Below are 15553 nucleotides of genomic sequence, written 5' to 3' on the forward strand. Positions count from 1 at the left end.
CAACCCGCAAAAATCCGGCCGGGAACCTATCTTCAGCGGCTAAATACCAGCCGAAAACAGTCGATCAGGCCTCGTTGGTTTTATCCTGATCCAGCTCAAAGGCCTTGTGCAGCGCGCGCACTGCCAGTTCCATGTACTTGTCGTTGATGATGACCGAGGTCTTGATTTCGCTGGTGCTGATCATTTGAATGTTGATGCCCTCTTCCGACAGGGTGCGGAACATCAGGCTGGCAACCCCTACGTGGCTGCGCATGCCTATGCCCACGATGGAAACCTTGCACACCTTGTCGTCGGAAGCAATTTCCTTTGCGCCCACGGCGGGACCGATCTGGTTCTTCAGCAGTTCCAGGGTGCGGGCGAAGTCGTTGCGATTCACGGTGAAGGAAAAGTCGGTGGTGCCGGCAACGGATTGATTCTGCAGGATCATGTCGACGTCGATATTGGCGGCGGCAACAGGGCCAAGAATCGAGTAGGCCACGCCCGGGGTATCGGGTACGGCCAGCAACGTGACTTTGGCTTCATCGCGGCTAAAGGCAATGCCTGAAACAACGGCTGCTTCCATTTTTTGATCTTCCTCGAAAGTAATAAGGGTGCCCGAAGCCATTTCCTCTTCGAGCGGTATCAGGGGGTCCGTCAGCGAGGACAGGACACGCACGGGCACTTGATACTTGCCGGCGAACTCCACCGAACGTATTTGCAGCACTTTGGAACCCAGCGACGCCATTTCCAGCATTTCTTCGAAGGAAACGACATTCATGCGGCGCGCCTCGGGCACGACGCGGGGGTCAGTGGTGTAAACACCGTCGACATCGGTGAAGATCAGGCATTCGTCGGCTTTGAGCGCCGCGGCAACCGCCACGGCAGAGGTATCGGAGCCCCCGCGGCCTAAAGTGGTGATATTGCCATCGTCGTCAATGCCTTGGAAGCCGGTCACAATGACGACCCGCCCGGAATCGAGTTCGGCCTGTATGCGGGCATCGTCGATGGACCGGATACGCGCCTTGGTGTACGAAGCGTCGGTGCGTACCGGCACTTGCCATCCGGTAAAGCTGCGGGCGGCAACACCCTGCGACAGCAGCGCCATGGCCAGCAAGGCGCTGCTGGCCTGTTCGCCTGTGGCGGCCAGCATATCGAGTTCGCGGGTGTCGGGCTGGGGCGAGATTTCTTTTGCCAACCCCAGCAAGCGGTTGGTTTCGCCGGACATGGCCGACGGCACGACGACCACCTGGTGGCCGGCGGCATGCCATTTCGCTACGCGCCGCGCCACGTTCTGGATGCGCTCGACCGAGCCCATGGACGTGCCACCGTATTTGTGAACAATCAGGGACATCTTCTTCTCTGGTTTAAAAGGACGACGGACAAAACGGACTATTCTACCGTTTTTCCACAATGAGGACATTCCCTAGTGGGGTATGTCCACGCAGACCCGGCCTTTGACGCAGCGTATCCATGCCTGGCCATGCTTGACCTGCATCTGCCTGTCATGCCCCAGCGCATGCAGCCCCCGCAACTGGCGCATCAGGTCTTGCAAACGGGCATCGGTGGGCGTGCGCAGTCCTTGCCGCGTCAGCCAGTGCCGCAAGACCAGCGCCTGGCGCGCAGGGGAAAGCCCGCGCCAGGCGGCCAGCGAAAAGCTGCGCGCATCGGGCGATGGGGCCAGGTGGGCGAAATCCTGTGCGGCGACCTCGTCCAGCACTTCGCGCAGTTCGGCGCTCTGGCGCGCATGGCGTACCAGGCTGCCCTGCCAGCCCGGCCAGCGTTCGTTCAGTTCGGGTACCAGGCGCTCGCGCACGGCGGCCCGGGTGTATTGGTCATCAGCATTGCTCGGATCGTGCACGGGCGTCCAGCCGCTGATGTCCGCGAAGGCCTGCGCCTGCTGCAAGATCAGGGCGCGATCGATGTCCAGCCAGGGGCGCAGATAGATCAAGCCCTGGCGCTGCATGCTGGGCGCCATGGCGGCCAGGCCCGTGGGGCCCGCCCCCCTAAGCAGGCGCAGCATAACGGTTTCGGCCTGATCGTTGCGATGATGGGCCAGCAGCACATGCTCTAGCCCCGCCAACCCGGCAAGATCGCGCAAGGCCGCATAACGCGCATCGCGCGCGGCCGATTCGATGCCGTCGCCGCCCGACGCGTCTACGCTGGCGTAGCGGGTATGGCAAGGCAGGCGGAGCATTTGGGCCAGGTCGTGCACATGCGCCTGCCAGCCGTCGGCCGGCGCCTGCAGGCCATGGTGCACATGCATGCAATGCAGTTCAACGCCGGCGCGGCGGGCAAACAGGGCGGCATGCACGGCCAGCATGGCGGAATCGGCGCCGCCGCTCAGCCCGACGCCAAGACGGCGCGGCATGCCCGGCAAGGCGGCGACCGCCTTGTCTATCGCCTGCAACAACGGCCCGCTACCGAAATCCTGCCAGAACGTCGCGGGTAACATAGGCCTGCGCCGGCGGGGCCGATGCCCTAGCGCGCTTCCTGGAAGCGGCCGTAAGACATCAGGCGCTGTAGCCTATGCTCGATCAATTGGTTAGAGGACATGCCCGCAACCTGGCGCAAAGAGTCGGACAGGGCGCGGCTGAGCTGGCGCGCCATTACGACGGGATCGCGATGGGCGCCGCCCACCGGCTCGTTGACGATACGGTCGATCAGGCCCAACTCTTTCAGGCGCGGCGCCGTAATGGCCAGCGCTTCGGCCGCCACAGGGGCCTTATCGGCGCTACGCCAGAGAATCGAGGCGCAGCCTTCGGGGGAAATCACGGCGTAGGTCGAGTACTGCAGCATCATGACGACGTCGCCCACGGCAATGGCCAGGGCTCCGCCCGAACCGCCTTCGCCGATGATGGTGGAAATAATCGGCACCTTGAGCTCGGCCATGGCATACAGATTGTGGCCGATGGCTTCCGACTGGCCGCGCTCTTCCGCGCCGATCCCCGGGTAGGCGCCGGGGGTGTCCACGAAGGTGAAGACCGGCATGCGGAACTTTTCAGCCAGTCGCATGAGCCGCAAGGCTTTGCGATAGCCTTCGGGACGCGGCATGCCAAAGTTGCGCATGGCGCGCTCTTTGGTATCGCGCCCTTTCTGGTGCCCGATCACCATGCAGGGGGTGCCGTTGAAGCGCGCCAGGCCGCCGACAATGGACAGATCGTCGGCATACATGCGGTCGCCGTGCAGCTCGTGGAAGTCGGTGAATATTTCGCGCACGTAGTCCAGCGTGTAAGGCCGCTGCGGATGACGCGCCACCAAGGCGGTCTGCCAGGGCGTAAGCTTGGCATAAATGCTTTTGGCCAGCGCCTGGTTCTTTTGCTGCAAACGCCCGACTTCTTCCGAGATATCGACGGCAGAATCGGTTTGCACAAAGCGCAACTCCTCGATCTTGTTCTCGAGTTCGGCAAGAGGCTGTTCAAATTCCAGGAAGGTATTACGCATAAGAGCTTGGTTTCCAGATGAGAGCATTCACTGTGTTTAGTACTGCACAGAAGCCGGATCAAGGCTACGCCACAAATACCAGGTCGCCACCGTGCGCCAGGGGGCCCAGGCCTGGGCGACTTCCCTGGCCTCGAAGCGCGAAACGGGCTCGCCGCTAAAGTAGTGTAACGAAATTGCCTTCAGCAGACTCGCATCGTCCAGCGGAAGGACGTCGGGCCTCTGCAGATTGAAAATAAGGAACATCTCGGCCGTCCAGCGGCCAATGCCCCGGATGGCGCATAAATCGGCAATGACGGCCTCGTCGTCCATCGAGCGCCAGGCGGAAGGCTTGATCTTCTTTTCGGCGAAATGCACGGCCAGGTCAAGAATGTATTCGGCCTTGCGCTTGGACAAGCCCGAGAGCTGAATATCGGTTTCGGCCAGATTGATGATGCAGCGCGGGGTGGGATTGCGCCCGCAGGCGTCGGTAAACCGGCGCCACATGGCGTCGGCGGACTTGACGGAAATCTGGTGGCCCACCACGGCCCGCGCCAGTGTGACAAAGGGCGTGGCCGAAGGCGCCAGCCATTCGGTCTTGTGCTGCGGAATCAGCTTCTTCAGGATACGGTCGCGCGCGATCAGTTCGGACGACGCCTGATCCCAGTATTCCGGCTTTGCGTGGGTTGCGGCTGAGCTCGTAGACATAGGCTTGTCCCCTTCAGGCCCGGCGCCATTGTGTGACACCACCGGCTTTGTCTTCGAGCTCGACGCCCCCCTCTTGAAGCTCCTTGCGTATGCGGTCGGCCTCGGCAAAGTCGCGCGCCGCCTTGGCGGCTGCGCGCGCGCTGATCAAGGCATCGATCTGATCGTTCGTCCAGGCGGTCTGGACGCCGCCGCTGCGCAGGTAGCGCGTGGGCGATTGCAGGTAGGTGGCCGGGTCGGACTGCAACAGCCCCAGAATACCGCCCAATGCACGCATCAGCCCCGATGCGGCAGCCGAGCCGCTGCGGTTGGCTTCGGATGACAGCTCAAACAAAGCGGCTACCGCGCCGGACGAATTGAAGTCGTCGTCCATGGCGGCGCGAAACGCCTGTGCAGAGGGATGGTTCCAGTCGATCTGGACCGGTTCCGGCGTCACGTTGTGCAAGGTCTGATACAGGCGGTCAAGGGCGCTTTGTGCATCGAACAGATTGTCGGGCGCGTAGTGCTGGGGACTGCGGTAATGGTTGCGCACGATGAAGAAACGCAGCATTTCGGCCTCGCGCGGATTGGCGCGGTAGCTGGCCTGGTCGTCGGCCGGGTCGGCATCGGCGGCGATTGTGGCGCGTATGGTGCGAAAGTTGCCCAAAGACTTCGACATCTTGTCGGCATCGACCATCAGCGGACCGCAGTGTATCCAGACCGATGCCAGGGAACCGCCGAAAGCGCCCTCGGTCTGGGCGATTTCGTTCTCGTGATGCGGAAACTTAAGGTCGGGGCCGCCGCCGTGGATATCCAGCGGCAAACCGAGCAAGGCGCGGCTCATGGCCGAGCATTCGATATGCCAGCCCGGCCGGCCCAGGCCGTACGGGGACTCCCACTTGGATTCAGCCGGCTCTTCGCTTTTGGCCGCCTTCCACAGCACGAAATCAAGGGGATCGCGCTTGCCCGAGGCAACCGCCACGCGCTCGCCGGCGCGCAAGTCGTCCAGCGACTTGCCCGACAGCTTGCCGTAGCCCGGAAAACCGCGCACCGCGTAGTTGACGTCGCCGTCATCGGACCGGTAGGCCAGGCCGTTCTCTTCGAGGCGCTTAATAATGCCCAGCATATCGCCCACGTAGTCGGTGGCGCGGGGCTCGAAGTCGGGCGCGGCCACGCCCAGCGCGCGCTCGTCGGCGTGCATGGCGTCGATGAAAAAGGATGTGACCTGATTGAGCCGCTGCCCGTTCTGGACGGCGCGCCGGATGATCTTGTCGTCGATATCGGTGATATTGCGCACATACTTGACCTGGTAGCCGCTGGCCCTGAGCCAGCGCTGCACCACATCGAAACTCACCAGCATCCGCGCATGGCCCAAGTGGCAGAAGTCGTAGACGGTCATGCCGCAAACATACATGCGGACAAGGCCGGGCTCCACGGTTTTGAGCGGCTCTTTGTTGCGGGAAAGAGTGTTATAAATGTGCAGCATGCGCGAATAAATATCTGTCGGTCAATGTCGATTACGGGCCCGATCAATACGGCCCCGCTTGCTGTAAACTCGGCGCGAACCGGCAAGCAAGGCTAAAATGATGGTCGATTAGTATAGCAAGCCGCCAGCAACACAACCTTCACATATAGGTGCAAAACCTGTGTTTCGTATTTCTTGTCCTGTATTAGCGATTGCCCTTCTTGCCGGCGGGCTGTCGGTGCAAACGGCCAGGGCGCAAACTCCGGCGCCCGGCATTGCCCCGCACGTTGATCTTAACGCCTCGCTGGACGGGGGTCCAGACCAACCTGCCGCCAGCGATATCGAAGGCGGCATCCAGGTGGACACGACAGGCTTGCAGCAAGCCGCTAAAGACGACAAGCTATTTCATGACCCCGCCCCTGAAGAAGGCGGCTGGAAGGGCCTGGCCAAGCTGCTGGAAGCCCTGACGCCCAGCATCGACACGCAAATTCCCCTGACCTCGTCGCAGATCACTGCCCGCATCAGCGCCATGCTCGATCAGGGCCAGAACCAGGAAGCGCTGCAGATCATTGAAAAGCGCCAGGCGCAGCTTGAAGCGCAAGGCACCGTTGGCACCGACGTCCAGTTGCTGTTCCTGCATGCCCGGGCGCTCGCCGCGGTGGGCCGCAACAACGAGGCCATCGCCGGCTACCGGGACATGACCACGCTCTACCCCGAACTGCCGGAACCCTGGAACAACCTGGCCTCTGAATACGTCAAGCAAGGCAAGATCGACCTGGCCTACGATGCCCTGACGATGTCGCTCATGGCCAATCCGCATTACGCCACCGCCAAGGAAAACCTGGGCCAGGTCCAACTGATGCTTGCACAGCGCTCTTTCCAGGAAGCGGCCCGGCTCGGCGCCGGCCAGGCGGGCGCCAAAGCCGCGCAAGCGGGCGCCATCCTGTCGCAATAGCCCTTTTTCACCAGTTCATTTCGTCACGGGATCCGTATGCGTTCAATTTCGTTTTTTACAGGCACGTTTGGCTCACCGCTACGTGTTTTCAGCCTCGCTTGCGCAACATCGCTCGCCCTGTGCCTGGGCAGCGTCGCGCAGGCCGCCTCACCCAACTCTACTCAAGGTAAGTCTATGAGCACACATCCACGCGTCAATCTTCAAACCAGCCAGGGCGATATCCTGATCGAACTGGACGCTGAAAAAGCGCCCAAAACGGTCGAAAGCTTCCTGACTTATGTCAACGAAGGTTTTTACGACGGCACCATTTTCCATCGCGTGATCAACAATTTCATGGTCCAGGGCGGCGGCTTCGACGCCAACATGAAGCAAAAGCAGACGCACGCGCCAGTTGAAAACGAAGCCAACAATGGCCTGAAGAACGACCGCTATACGCTGGCCATGGCCCGCACGGCCGACCCGCACTCCGCCACAGCGCAGTTCTTCATCAACGTCGCCGACAACGACTTCCTGAACTTTACCTCGCCCACGCCCAATGGCTGGGGCTATGCGGTATTCGGCAAAGTGGTCGAAGGCACCGAGGTCGTCGACAAGATCAAAGCGGTAAAAACCGGCAACAAGGGCTTCCATCAAGACGTGCCCGCCGAAGACATCATCATCGAGAAAGCGACGGTCGTTGAATAACCTCCCGCTGACGGGCACGGTCTGGGTTGCGTCGGATATCCATCTGGGGCCCGACACCCCGGCCACGGCCCGTGCCTTCCATGCATTTCTTGATCAGGCATGCGTCCAGGCGGATGCCTTGATTTTATGCGGCGACATTTTCGATGCCTGGATAGGCGATGATTTCGCCTTGGCCGCCCCGCCTGACTGGCTCAGCGAAACGCTCGAAAAGTTCAAACAGGTATCGGCAACGATGCCGCTCTGGCTGGGGCGCGGCAACCGCGACTTCCTGATCGGAACATCATTGACCCGGCATGTGGGCGCTCAACTGTTGCCCGATCCGGTTTGCCTGGAAACGGACGCAGGCCGCGTCCTGCTGTCGCACGGCGATGAATATTGCACGGCGGACCAAAGCTATCAACGCTTCCGGCGCGTGGTGCGCTGCCCCGCCGTCCAGAAAGTCTTTCTTGCCCTGAGCCTGGGGCTCAGGCGCGGCATCGCCCATTGGGCTCGCCAGCGCAGCATGTCCGCCAATCGCGGCAAATCGGCCAACATCATGGACGTCAGCCCGGCGGCCATTGAAAAAGCTTTTGCCGGCAATGACATTGCCACGCTGGTGCACGGCCACACCCATCGGCCCGCCACCCATACGCTGATGGTCAATGGCATTGCGCGCCAGCGTATTGTGCTGCCCGACTGGGACTACGACCACGGCGCCGCGGCACGCGGCGGCTGGCTGGCAATCAGCAGCCAGGGCTGCGCGCTGCACCTGGCCCCGGCGGCGCCAGCCGGCGCCGCGGCAGGGGCTTAACGCAACAGCAGCCAGGCCAGCACAACCGTTCCCAAGCCGATGCGATACCAGGCAAAAGGACGGTAGGTTCGTTTCGATACGAAGCGCAGGACCGCCCGCACCACCACCAGCGCACTTAGAAAGGCCGCCACGAAACCCACGGCGATGGCGGTCATTTCTGTTTCGTTCAGGGCGCCCATATTGCGATACAGGTCGTAAACCGTTGCCGCCAGCATGGTCGGCATGGCCAGGAAGAAGGAAAATTCGGTGGCGGTTTTACGCTGTATGCCGGCCATCATCCCGCTGATGATCGTCGCCCCCGAACGCGAAGTGCCCGGCACCATGGCCAGGCATTGTGCAAAGCCCACCACCAGCGCCTGCTTCCAGGTGATTTCCTCTAGGGTGCGCGCGGTGGCCAATTGCGACGCCACACTGTCGTCCAGGCCCGCGTCCTGCGGCGGATTGCCGCTGGTGTTCTTGGCATACTGAGGCTTGCGCTCGACCCACAGCATGATCATCCCGCCCACCACCAGGGTGAATACAAAGACGGCCGGACTGTGAAACAAGGCCTTGATGTACTTGATCATCAGGGCGCCTATGACGGCGGCGGGCAGAAAGGCGATGATCAGGTTGCGCGTAAACAAGACCTCGCTGCGCACCCCCGTCAGGGTGCCGTGTATCAACTGCCACAACCGCGCCCGGAATATCCACATCACCGCCAGTATGGACCCGAACTGAATGACGACCTCGAACACTTTGTCGCTGCTGGACGAAAAATCGATCCAGTCCCCAATCAGCAGCAAATGCGCGGTACTCGAAACGGGGATGAACTCGGTGAGCCCTTCCACCAGGCCTAAAAACATGGCCTTCAACATAAACCAGGTACTTTCAGTCATAGTTACTCATTGTGATTATCATCCGCCTGATCATACAGGCGCTCAATCCGCACGGTCGCAATACGCCGGGCGTCCAGACGCAATACGGTAAACCGGAAGGTCGTGTGTGCTTGTTTCAGTTCGCAACGGTCGCCTGGCTCGGGCAAATGCCCGAACCGCTCAAGCAAGTAGCCCGCCAGTGTCGAATAGTCCTCGTCATCGTCGACCAGGCCCTCTGTATTCAGCAACAATTCCAAATGATGAAGATCAGCCGCGCCGTCCACGCGCCAGCGATCCGGGCCTTCCTGGACAATGTCCGGGGTTTCGTCCTCGTCGGGAAATTCACCGGCAATCGCTTCGAATACATCAATGGGGGTCACCAGGCCTTCGATGGCCCCAAACTCATCGGTCACCAGGACAAGCTGGCCGCGAGAACGCTTCAGGGTGTCCATCAGCCGCAATATCCCCATCGACTCGTGCACGATAATGGGATCGCGCAACTGCGACAGGCGTATGTTGCCGTGCACGATCAGGTCGGCAAGCATTTCCTTGGCGCGGCCTATGCCGATCACTTCGTCGAGCGAACCGCGGCAGACCGGGAAAAAGCTATGGGGCGTCTGGGCGATCTGTTCGCGCTGGGCCTGCGGCTCGTCATCCAGGTTGATCCACGACACATCCGTGCGCGGCGTCATGATGGAATGGATGGAACGATCGGCCAGCGTCAGGACCCCGCTGACCATATAGCGCTCTTCATCCTCGAACACCTGCCTTGGCGCGGCGGCCTCTTCTTGGTCCGGGCCCGCCATGGGCTGCTTGCCCAGCATGCGCAGCACGCCCTCGGCCGTTCTTTCGCGCAAGGGGCGCCTGGCGTCGGCCCGGCGCATGTTTCGCCGGGCCACCTGGTTCAGCGTTTCGATCATGACCGAAAAGGTGATGGCGGCATACAGATAGCCTTTGGGCACGGCAAAGCCGAACCCTTCGGCCACCAGCGAAAAACCGATCGTCAGCAGAAAGCCCAGGCAAAGAATGACCACGGTAGGATGGGCGTTCACAAAGCGCGTCAGCGGCTTGGACGCAATCAGCATCAGCCCGATGGCAATCACCACCGCCATCATCATGATGGCCAGATGGTCGACCATCCCCACCGCCGTAATGACGGCATCGATGGAGAACACCGCGTCCAGGATGACGATCTGGGTCACAATGACCCAGAAGCTGGCATGCAGCCGCGAACCCGAGGCGTGCTGCGTACGGCCTTCGACGCGTTCGTGCAGTTCGAGCGTGCCTTTGAAGAGCAGGAAAAAGCCGCCGACGATCAGAATCAGGTCCCTGCCCGAAAACGCCAGCGGCCCCACCGAGAACAACGGAGCGGTGAGCTGGATCAGCCGGGACATCACCGAGAGCAGCGCCAGCCTCATCAATAGCGCCAGGGACAATCCTATGACCCGGGCCCGGTCGCGCAATGCCGGCGGAAGCTTCTCGACCAGAATGGCAATAAAGATCAGGTTGTCGATACCCAGGACAATTTCCAGGATGACCAGGGTAAGCAGGCCGACCCATGCAGACGGGTCCAGCATCCACTCCATCAAACGCTCCCAAAAGGAAGATTAGTCCTGCAGATAGCCCAGCATTTGCGGAAACAGCTTGGGCGTGGCCGCCAGCACACTGCCGCTTTTCATCCAGCCTTGTTCACCGTCGAAATCGGCAACCAGCCCGCCCGCTTCCAGGATCAGCAGGCTGCCGGCGGCCAAGTCCCAGGGCTTGAGGTTGACGCCGCAGAAGCCATCCAGACGTCCGGCGGCGACATAGGCCAGGTCCAATACCGTCGAGCCCAGCCGGCGTGCCGCGGCGCACTCGGACAACATGCCGGCAAAACGGCCCCCCGTCGTCGGCGAAGAGGCCGAGCCCGGCACATGCGCGCCCAGCAAGGCATCGTGATAGCGCAACTGCCCCGACACGCGTATGCGCCGGTCGTTCAGGAAGGCGCCGCCGCCACGGCTGGCGGTAAAAAGCTCATTGCGCGAGGGGTCGTACACCACCGCCTGGGTCACCTGGCCATGCTGCGCCAGGGCAATGGAAATGGCGTAGATGGGCAGGCCGTGAATGAAATTCGTGGTGCCGTCCAGCGGATCGATGATCCATTGGTACCCCGCCTGCTCCCCATCGCCCTGGTCCGTCGCCAGATGCGTGCCGGATTCTTCGCCCAGGAAGCCATGGTCGGGGTAAGCGGTGCGCAGGATATCGATAATGGCTTCTTCAGCAGCGTGGTCCACTTCCGTGACATAATCTTTAGGCCCCTTGCGTGCCACTTGCAGACGTTCCAGGTCGAGGCTGGCGCGATTGATGATGGTGCCAGCACGGCGTGCCGCCTTGATGGCGGTATTGAGCATCGGGTGCATAAAATTCCGTATTTAACAAAAATTGTTGGGCCTGGCATTGCCGGATTCGATCCGCTGCATAGGCAAAAGACCTGGCGATCAACGCAAGAAAGCATCTATTTTAAATGACTCAGCCGTTTTCTCCCGAATCGCAACCGTTTCACCCTGAAACGCCGGCACGCGGCGCCGCCGATGCGGCGGCCGCTTTTGCGCATGTTCGTTTCGTCATGGTGCATCCCAGCCACCCCGGCAATGTGGGCGCGGCGGCGCGCGCCATCAAAACCATGGGCTTTCACGATCTATGCTTGGTGGCGCCGCGTTTTCCCGATGTGCTTGACCTGCCCGAGGCGCAGTCGCTGGCCAGCGGCGCCACCGATGTGCTGGCGGCGGTCACCATCGTGCCCACGCTGGAGCAGGCGCTGGCCCTCACGACCCTGGCATTTGCCCTGACCGCCCGGGCGCGCGTGCTGGGCCCGCCGCCTTGCGATATCCGCGAAGCGGCGCAACTCAGCTGTGCGCATTTGCAGCGCCCTGCGCAGGGCCGGGTCGCCATCGTGCTGGGCACGGAGCGGTCGGGCCTGACCAATGAGGACATCGCCCTGTGCCAGCGGGTTTGCCATATTCCGGCCAATCCCGAGTACAGTTCGCTGAATGTGGCCCAGGCGCTTCAACTGGCGGCGTGGGAGCTGCGCTATGCCTTGGCCAGCGCGGCTTCGCTTCCTTTGTTGCCCAGCACCGAGGGCCAGGCCGAAGCCGGCGACGAGCCGGCGCCCAACGAGAAGCTTCAGGCGCTGATGGTTCATTGGGAACAGGCCATTACGGAGGTTGGTTTCCTGGACCCGCAGCATCCGAAGAAGCTGATGCCGCGCATGCGGCATATGTTTGGCCGGAATGGCTTGAGTCACGACGAGGTCGATATGCTGCGCGGCTTGTGCACGGCGATGATCAAGGCGGCTCGAAGGGGCTAGAAGGCTGTCTTCGTGTGTGTAGCCTTGGGGATTCGTTCTTGATTGCCTGCGTAGGTTGTTCTATGGGGCGGATTCGTTCTTGATCGCCTGCATAGGTTGTGTGAGGTGGATTCGTTCTTGATCGCCTGCGTAGGTTGTGTAAGGTGGATTCGTTCTTGAGAAAGCCGGGTGTGGCAAAGGGCTGTTCCGGCTTCGCGCGCTACGGCCCTGGCTGCGCCAGGGCTGCCCGGTCCAGGCACGCAAATCGTGGCGAGTGCGGAACTCGGCCGGTCGGGCCAGTGGCCCGACATGCGCCGGCCTCAAACAGGCCGCACTCTTGAATCCACGATTTACGCGCCTGAACCGGCGTGCGCGAGGCGCCTGCACAGCCCTTTGCCACACCCGGCTTTTTGCAGGAGCGAAAGTTGGGGGCCCCTCACCTTTTATGTAGGGGGCCATGTGGATGCCTATCTGGACTTTTAAGCGAACCGTGATCTAAGTGAGCCGTTAAGCCGTTTTTTTTAAGTGGGCCGTTATCTAAGCGGGCCGTCATCTAAGTTTCTTATAGGAGTTCTTGTGTAGGCTTCTATATGCACCACCCCATGATGAACCCACCCCCACATGAGCCTTTATATGAACAATCCGATGAAGCGGTCCAGCCGACTTCTAACGTATGCCGCAGTTGTCTGGCGTGGGTGGGGGCGGTCCGGCGGTTAGGCGTGCGCCGCAGGCTTCCGAAGGAGGGCCGGGGGCTTTCGTCGGGCGCTGTCTGAACGAGCGTAGCGAGTGAGTTCGCCCGACGCCCGGCCGGACGAGGAAGATGCGGAAACAAGCACGCCGTAGCCGGAGTGCCCCCACCCACGCCAGACAACGTTGTACTACTTGAAACGCTGAACAACGTTGTACTACTTGAACCTCTGAACAACGTTCTACTGCTTGGGACACTGAACCATGTTCTGTCGCTTATCAAGCACCGAACCGTTTGGAACACAATAAACAGCCCGAGCTAGAAACAAATTACCCGGCCACGATTTCCATCCCCACCAAGCGGGAAAGCGCATCGATACCCGCGCCCGACACATCGTCCACCAGCACAATCCGCCCGTCCTTCAGATCGAACACCGCCAGATCGGTATAGACGCGCGTCACGCAGGCCACCCCCGTCAGGGGATACGTGCATTGCTCCACCAGCTTGCTTTGACCGTCCCGGGTCAGCAGATCCATCAGCACATAGACCGACTTGGCGCCAATCGCCAGGTCCATGGCCCCGCCCACGGCCGGAATGGCGTCGGCCTCGCCCGTATGCCAGTTGGCCAGATCGCCGCCCCGCGACACCTGGAAAGCCCCCAGCACGCAGATGTCCAGGTGACCGCCGCGCATCATGCCGAAAGAATCGGCATGATGAAAAAAAGCGCCGCCGGGCAACAGCGTAACCGGCTGCTTGCCGGCGTTGATCAGGTCGGGATCTTCGGCGCCCGGCTCGGGCGCCGGCCCCATGCCCACGACACCGTTCTCGCTATGGAGCATGATTTCACGGTCCGCCGGCAGGTAGTTGGCCACCTTGGTGGGCAAACCGATACCCAGGTTCACGACGCTGCCTTCGGGGATGTCTTGCGCCACACGGGCTGCCATCCGGTCTCGGGTCAATCGGTTCATGAAGAGGCTCCTGTCGCAATGACGCGTTGAACGAAAAGGCCCGGCGTGACAATGGCCTCGGGGTCCAGCGCGCCCAGCTCGACGACGCTGTCGACCTGGGCAATGGCCACACGCGCCGCCGTCGCCATGATGGGGCCGAAATTGCGGGCGGTCTTGCGATACACCAGATTGCCCCAGCGATCGGCATGCAAAGCCTTGATCAGGGCGTAGTCGGCATGCAAGGGGTACTCCAGCAGATAGTCGCGCCCATTGATACGGCGCTGCTCTTTGCCCTCGGCCAGAGGCGTTCCCGCGCCCGTCGGGGTATAGAACCCGCCAATGCCCGCGCCGGCCGCCCGGATTCTTTCGGCCAGGTTGCCCTGCGGCACCAGTTCCAACTCGATCTTGCCCGCGCGATACAGGGCATCGAACACATGGGAATCGGACTGGCGCGGAAAAGAGCAGACGATCTTGCGTACCCGCCCCGCCGCCAGCAAGGCAGCCAGACCGGTGTCGCCATTGCCCGCGTTGTTGTTGATGATGACCAGGTCCTTGGCGCCCTGGTCCAGCAAAGCGTCAATCAGCGCTTTGGGCTGGCCCGCCAGCCCAAAGCCCCCCACCATGATGGCCGCCCCATCGGGAACGTCCTCCAGGCAGGCGCGCATACTGTCAAAAATCTTCGAAATCATGCCTCGTCCATTTCCTGCCGCAAGGCAGGATCAAACAGCCCGATGGCCAGCCAAAAGACCGGCCATCGGAAACACCACTTAGCGCATCAATCAACCGTCGCGCCCGAAGCGGTGACCACTTTGGCCCAGCTTTCGACTTCCGACTTGATGAAATCACCGAACTCGGCGGGCGTTGTTTTCGCCGGCACCGCGCCCAAGTCTTCCAGACGCTGTTGAACTTCGGGTTTGGCCAGTGCAGCCAGAATGGCCTCATTGAGCTTGGTCACGATATCGTCAGGCGTACCCTTGGGCGCAATCACGCCGAACCAGGACGACACGTCGAACGACGGGAAACCGGATTCCTGCATGGTAGGCAGGTTGGGAGCCGTCTTGGAACGATCGGCGGTCGTCACTGCCAGCGCACGCAGCTTGTCGGCCTCGACATGGGGCCATGCCGAGGGCATGTTGTCGAACATGTAGTCGACCTGGCCACCGATCAGATCGGTGGTGGCCGGGGAGCTGCCCTTGTAAGGGATATGGGTAACATCAATATCGGCCAGTTGCTTGAACAGCTCGCCCGCCATGTGTATGGAGGTGCCGCTGCCCGACGAGGCAAAATTCAGCTTGCCCGGATTGGCCTTGGCGTAATCGACCAGTTCCTTCACGCTGTTGACCGGTACTTTAGGGTTCACCACCAACACATTGGGCACGCGCACGGCCAGGGCCACCGGGGAGAAATCCTCGACCAGATTGAAGCGCAGGTTCTTGTACAGCGTCTGGTTGATCGCGCTGGTTACGGCCACCATGTACAAGGTATAGCCGTCAGGATCGGCGCGCGCCACCATTTCGGTTGCAATATTGCTGCCTGCGCCCGGACGGTTTTCAACGACAACGGGTTGGCCCAGGGCATCGCCAATTTCCTTGCCCACGATACGCGCCACCACGTCGGTGGTGCCGCCGGCCGAAAAACCGACAACCAGGCGGATGGCATGGTCAGGGTAGGCCGCCGAGGCACTGCTTGAGAAACCAAGCGCGCCGGCAAGCAGCAAGCTGCTTCCCAAAACCTTTACGCCTGATTTGAATTTGCTATGAATTGA

The 15553-nt window shown here is 61.4% G+C and carries 15 protein-coding genes; 4 read left to right on the plus strand and 11 right to left on the minus strand.

What is annotated here, in order from left to right:
• Positions 1 to 64 precede the first annotated feature (64 nt).
• The 5 genes from RE432_RS17755 to cysS all read right to left on the minus strand — a co-directional run bounded on the left by RE432_RS17755 (position 65) and on the right by cysS (position 5566).
• Positions 65 to 1330, minus strand: a complete 1266-nt coding sequence (locus RE432_RS17755; protein WP_310934889.1) for an aspartate kinase — start codon at positions 1328 to 1330, stop codon at positions 65 to 67.
• A gap of 72 nt (positions 1331 to 1402) precedes the next feature.
• On the minus strand, positions 1403 to 2431 hold the full coding sequence (gene tilS, locus RE432_RS17760) for a tRNA lysidine(34) synthetase TilS (protein WP_310934890.1): 1029 nt from the start codon (positions 2429 to 2431) through the stop codon (positions 1403 to 1405).
• 26 nt (positions 2432 to 2457) lie between these two features.
• A complete protein-coding gene (locus tag RE432_RS17765; protein WP_310934891.1) occupies positions 2458 to 3420 on the minus strand; it encodes an acetyl-CoA carboxylase carboxyltransferase subunit alpha in 963 nt (320 codons plus the stop codon).
• 36 nt (positions 3421 to 3456) lie between these two features.
• Positions 3457 to 4104: a DNA-3-methyladenine glycosylase 2 family protein gene (locus tag RE432_RS17770; protein ID WP_310934892.1), complete on the minus strand. Its 648-nt coding sequence runs from the start codon at positions 4102 to 4104 to the stop codon at positions 3457 to 3459.
• 13 nt (positions 4105 to 4117) lie between these two features.
• Positions 4118 to 5566 carry a cysteine--tRNA ligase gene (gene cysS / locus RE432_RS17775; RefSeq protein ID WP_310934893.1) on the minus strand — a complete coding sequence of 483 codons (1449 nt, stop codon included), beginning with the start codon at positions 5564 to 5566 and terminating at the stop codon, positions 4118 to 4120.
• Between the two features lie 160 nt (positions 5567 to 5726).
• Between cysS and RE432_RS17780 the strand changes: the two genes are divergently transcribed.
• The 3 genes from RE432_RS17780 (at position 5727) to RE432_RS17790 (ending at position 7974) form a co-directional block, all read left to right on the plus strand.
• Positions 5727 to 6500, plus strand: coding sequence for a tetratricopeptide repeat protein (locus RE432_RS17780; RefSeq protein WP_310934894.1), 774 nt, complete (start codon positions 5727 to 5729; stop codon positions 6498 to 6500).
• A 174-nt stretch (positions 6501 to 6674) separates the two neighbouring features.
• Entirely contained in the window at positions 6675 to 7184 is a 510-nt protein-coding gene (locus RE432_RS17785) for a peptidylprolyl isomerase (RefSeq protein WP_310934895.1), read from the plus strand.
• Positions 7177 to 7974: a UDP-2,3-diacylglucosamine diphosphatase gene (locus RE432_RS17790; RefSeq protein WP_310934896.1), complete on the plus strand. Its 798-nt coding sequence runs from the start codon at positions 7177 to 7179 to the stop codon at positions 7972 to 7974. The genes RE432_RS17785 and RE432_RS17790 overlap by 8 nt, the downstream gene beginning before the upstream one ends.
• Here RE432_RS17790 and RE432_RS17795 read toward each other — a convergent pair.
• From RE432_RS17795 to RE432_RS17805, 3 genes are read right to left on the minus strand one after another with little or no spacing between them, the layout of a single operon-like run.
• Positions 7971 to 8849: an undecaprenyl-diphosphate phosphatase gene (locus RE432_RS17795; RefSeq protein ID WP_310934897.1), complete on the minus strand. Its 879-nt coding sequence runs from the start codon at positions 8847 to 8849 to the stop codon at positions 7971 to 7973. The genes RE432_RS17790 and RE432_RS17795 overlap by 4 nt on opposite strands.
• A gap of 2 nt (positions 8850 to 8851) precedes the next feature.
• Positions 8852 to 10414 (minus strand): TerC family protein, encoded by a 1563-nt coding sequence (locus RE432_RS17800; protein ID WP_310934898.1) that lies wholly within the window; start codon positions 10412 to 10414, stop codon positions 8852 to 8854.
• A 21-nt stretch (positions 10415 to 10435) separates the two neighbouring features.
• On the minus strand, positions 10436 to 11227 hold the full coding sequence (locus tag RE432_RS17805) for an inositol monophosphatase family protein (protein WP_310934899.1): 792 nt from the start codon (positions 11225 to 11227) through the stop codon (positions 10436 to 10438).
• A 104-nt stretch (positions 11228 to 11331) separates the two neighbouring features.
• On the opposite strand from RE432_RS17805, the gene RE432_RS17810 reads away from it, so the two are divergent.
• On the plus strand, positions 11332 to 12174 hold the full coding sequence (locus tag RE432_RS17810; protein WP_310934900.1) for an RNA methyltransferase: 843 nt from the start codon (positions 11332 to 11334) through the stop codon (positions 12172 to 12174).
• Positions 12175 to 13170: 996 nt separating this feature from the next.
• Here the strand turns inward: RE432_RS17810 and RE432_RS17815 are convergent.
• The 3 genes from RE432_RS17815 to RE432_RS17825 all read right to left on the minus strand — a co-directional run bounded on the left by RE432_RS17815 (position 13171) and on the right by RE432_RS17825 (position 15517).
• Entirely contained in the window at positions 13171 to 13809 is a 639-nt protein-coding gene (locus RE432_RS17815) for a 3-oxoacid CoA-transferase subunit B (RefSeq protein WP_310934901.1), read from the minus strand.
• On the minus strand, positions 13806 to 14477 hold the full coding sequence (locus RE432_RS17820; RefSeq protein ID WP_310934902.1) for a 3-oxoacid CoA-transferase subunit A: 672 nt from the start codon (positions 14475 to 14477) through the stop codon (positions 13806 to 13808). Before RE432_RS17820 ends, RE432_RS17815 begins: the two co-directional genes overlap by 4 nt.
• An 86-nt stretch (positions 14478 to 14563) precedes the next feature.
• On the minus strand, positions 14564 to 15517 hold the full coding sequence (locus RE432_RS17825) for a tripartite tricarboxylate transporter substrate binding protein (protein ID WP_310934903.1): 954 nt from the start codon (positions 15515 to 15517) through the stop codon (positions 14564 to 14566).
• Positions 15518 to 15553: the final 36 nt, after the last annotated feature.

Origin of the sequence: Pusillimonas sp. SM2304, from assembly GCF_031628915.1 — a bacterium.
Taxonomy (GTDB): domain Bacteria; phylum Pseudomonadota; class Gammaproteobacteria; order Burkholderiales; family Burkholderiaceae_B; genus Pusillimonas_C.

Excerpts from the sequence above, each read along its gene's own strand:
- RE432_RS17770 (WP_310934892.1), bottom strand. The coding sequence starts at position 4,104 with ATGTCTACGAGCTCAGCCGCAACCCACGCAAAGCCGGAATACTGGGAT.
- RE432_RS17755 (WP_310934889.1), bottom strand. The coding sequence starts at position 1,330 with ATGTCCCTGATTGTTCACAAATACGGTGGCACGTCCATGGGCTCGGTC.
- cysS (WP_310934893.1), bottom strand. The coding sequence starts at position 5,566 with ATGCTGCACATTTATAACACTCTTTCCCGCAACAAAGAGCCGCTCAAA.
- RE432_RS17800 (WP_310934898.1), bottom strand. The coding sequence starts at position 10,414 with ATGGAGTGGATGCTGGACCCGTCTGCATGGGTCGGCCTGCTTACCCTG.
- RE432_RS17820 (WP_310934902.1), bottom strand. The coding sequence starts at position 14,477 with ATGATTTCGAAGATTTTTGACAGTATGCGCGCCTGCCTGGAGGACGTT.
- RE432_RS17815 (WP_310934901.1), bottom strand. The coding sequence starts at position 13,809 with ATGAACCGATTGACCCGAGACCGGATGGCAGCCCGTGTGGCGCAAGAC.
- RE432_RS17765 (WP_310934891.1), bottom strand. The coding sequence starts at position 3,420 with ATGCGTAATACCTTCCTGGAATTTGAACAGCCTCTTGCCGAACTCGAG.
- RE432_RS17805 (WP_310934899.1), bottom strand. The coding sequence starts at position 11,227 with ATGCACCCGATGCTCAATACCGCCATCAAGGCGGCACGCCGTGCTGGC.
- RE432_RS17795 (WP_310934897.1), bottom strand. The coding sequence starts at position 8,849 with ATGACTGAAAGTACCTGGTTTATGTTGAAGGCCATGTTTTTAGGCCTG.
- tilS (WP_310934890.1), bottom strand. The coding sequence starts at position 2,431 with ATGTTACCCGCGACGTTCTGGCAGGATTTCGGTAGCGGGCCGTTGTTG.
- RE432_RS17785 (WP_310934895.1), top strand. The coding sequence starts at position 6,675 with ATGAGCACACATCCACGCGTCAATCTTCAAACCAGCCAGGGCGATATC.
- RE432_RS17810 (WP_310934900.1), top strand. The coding sequence starts at position 11,332 with ATGACTCAGCCGTTTTCTCCCGAATCGCAACCGTTTCACCCTGAAACG.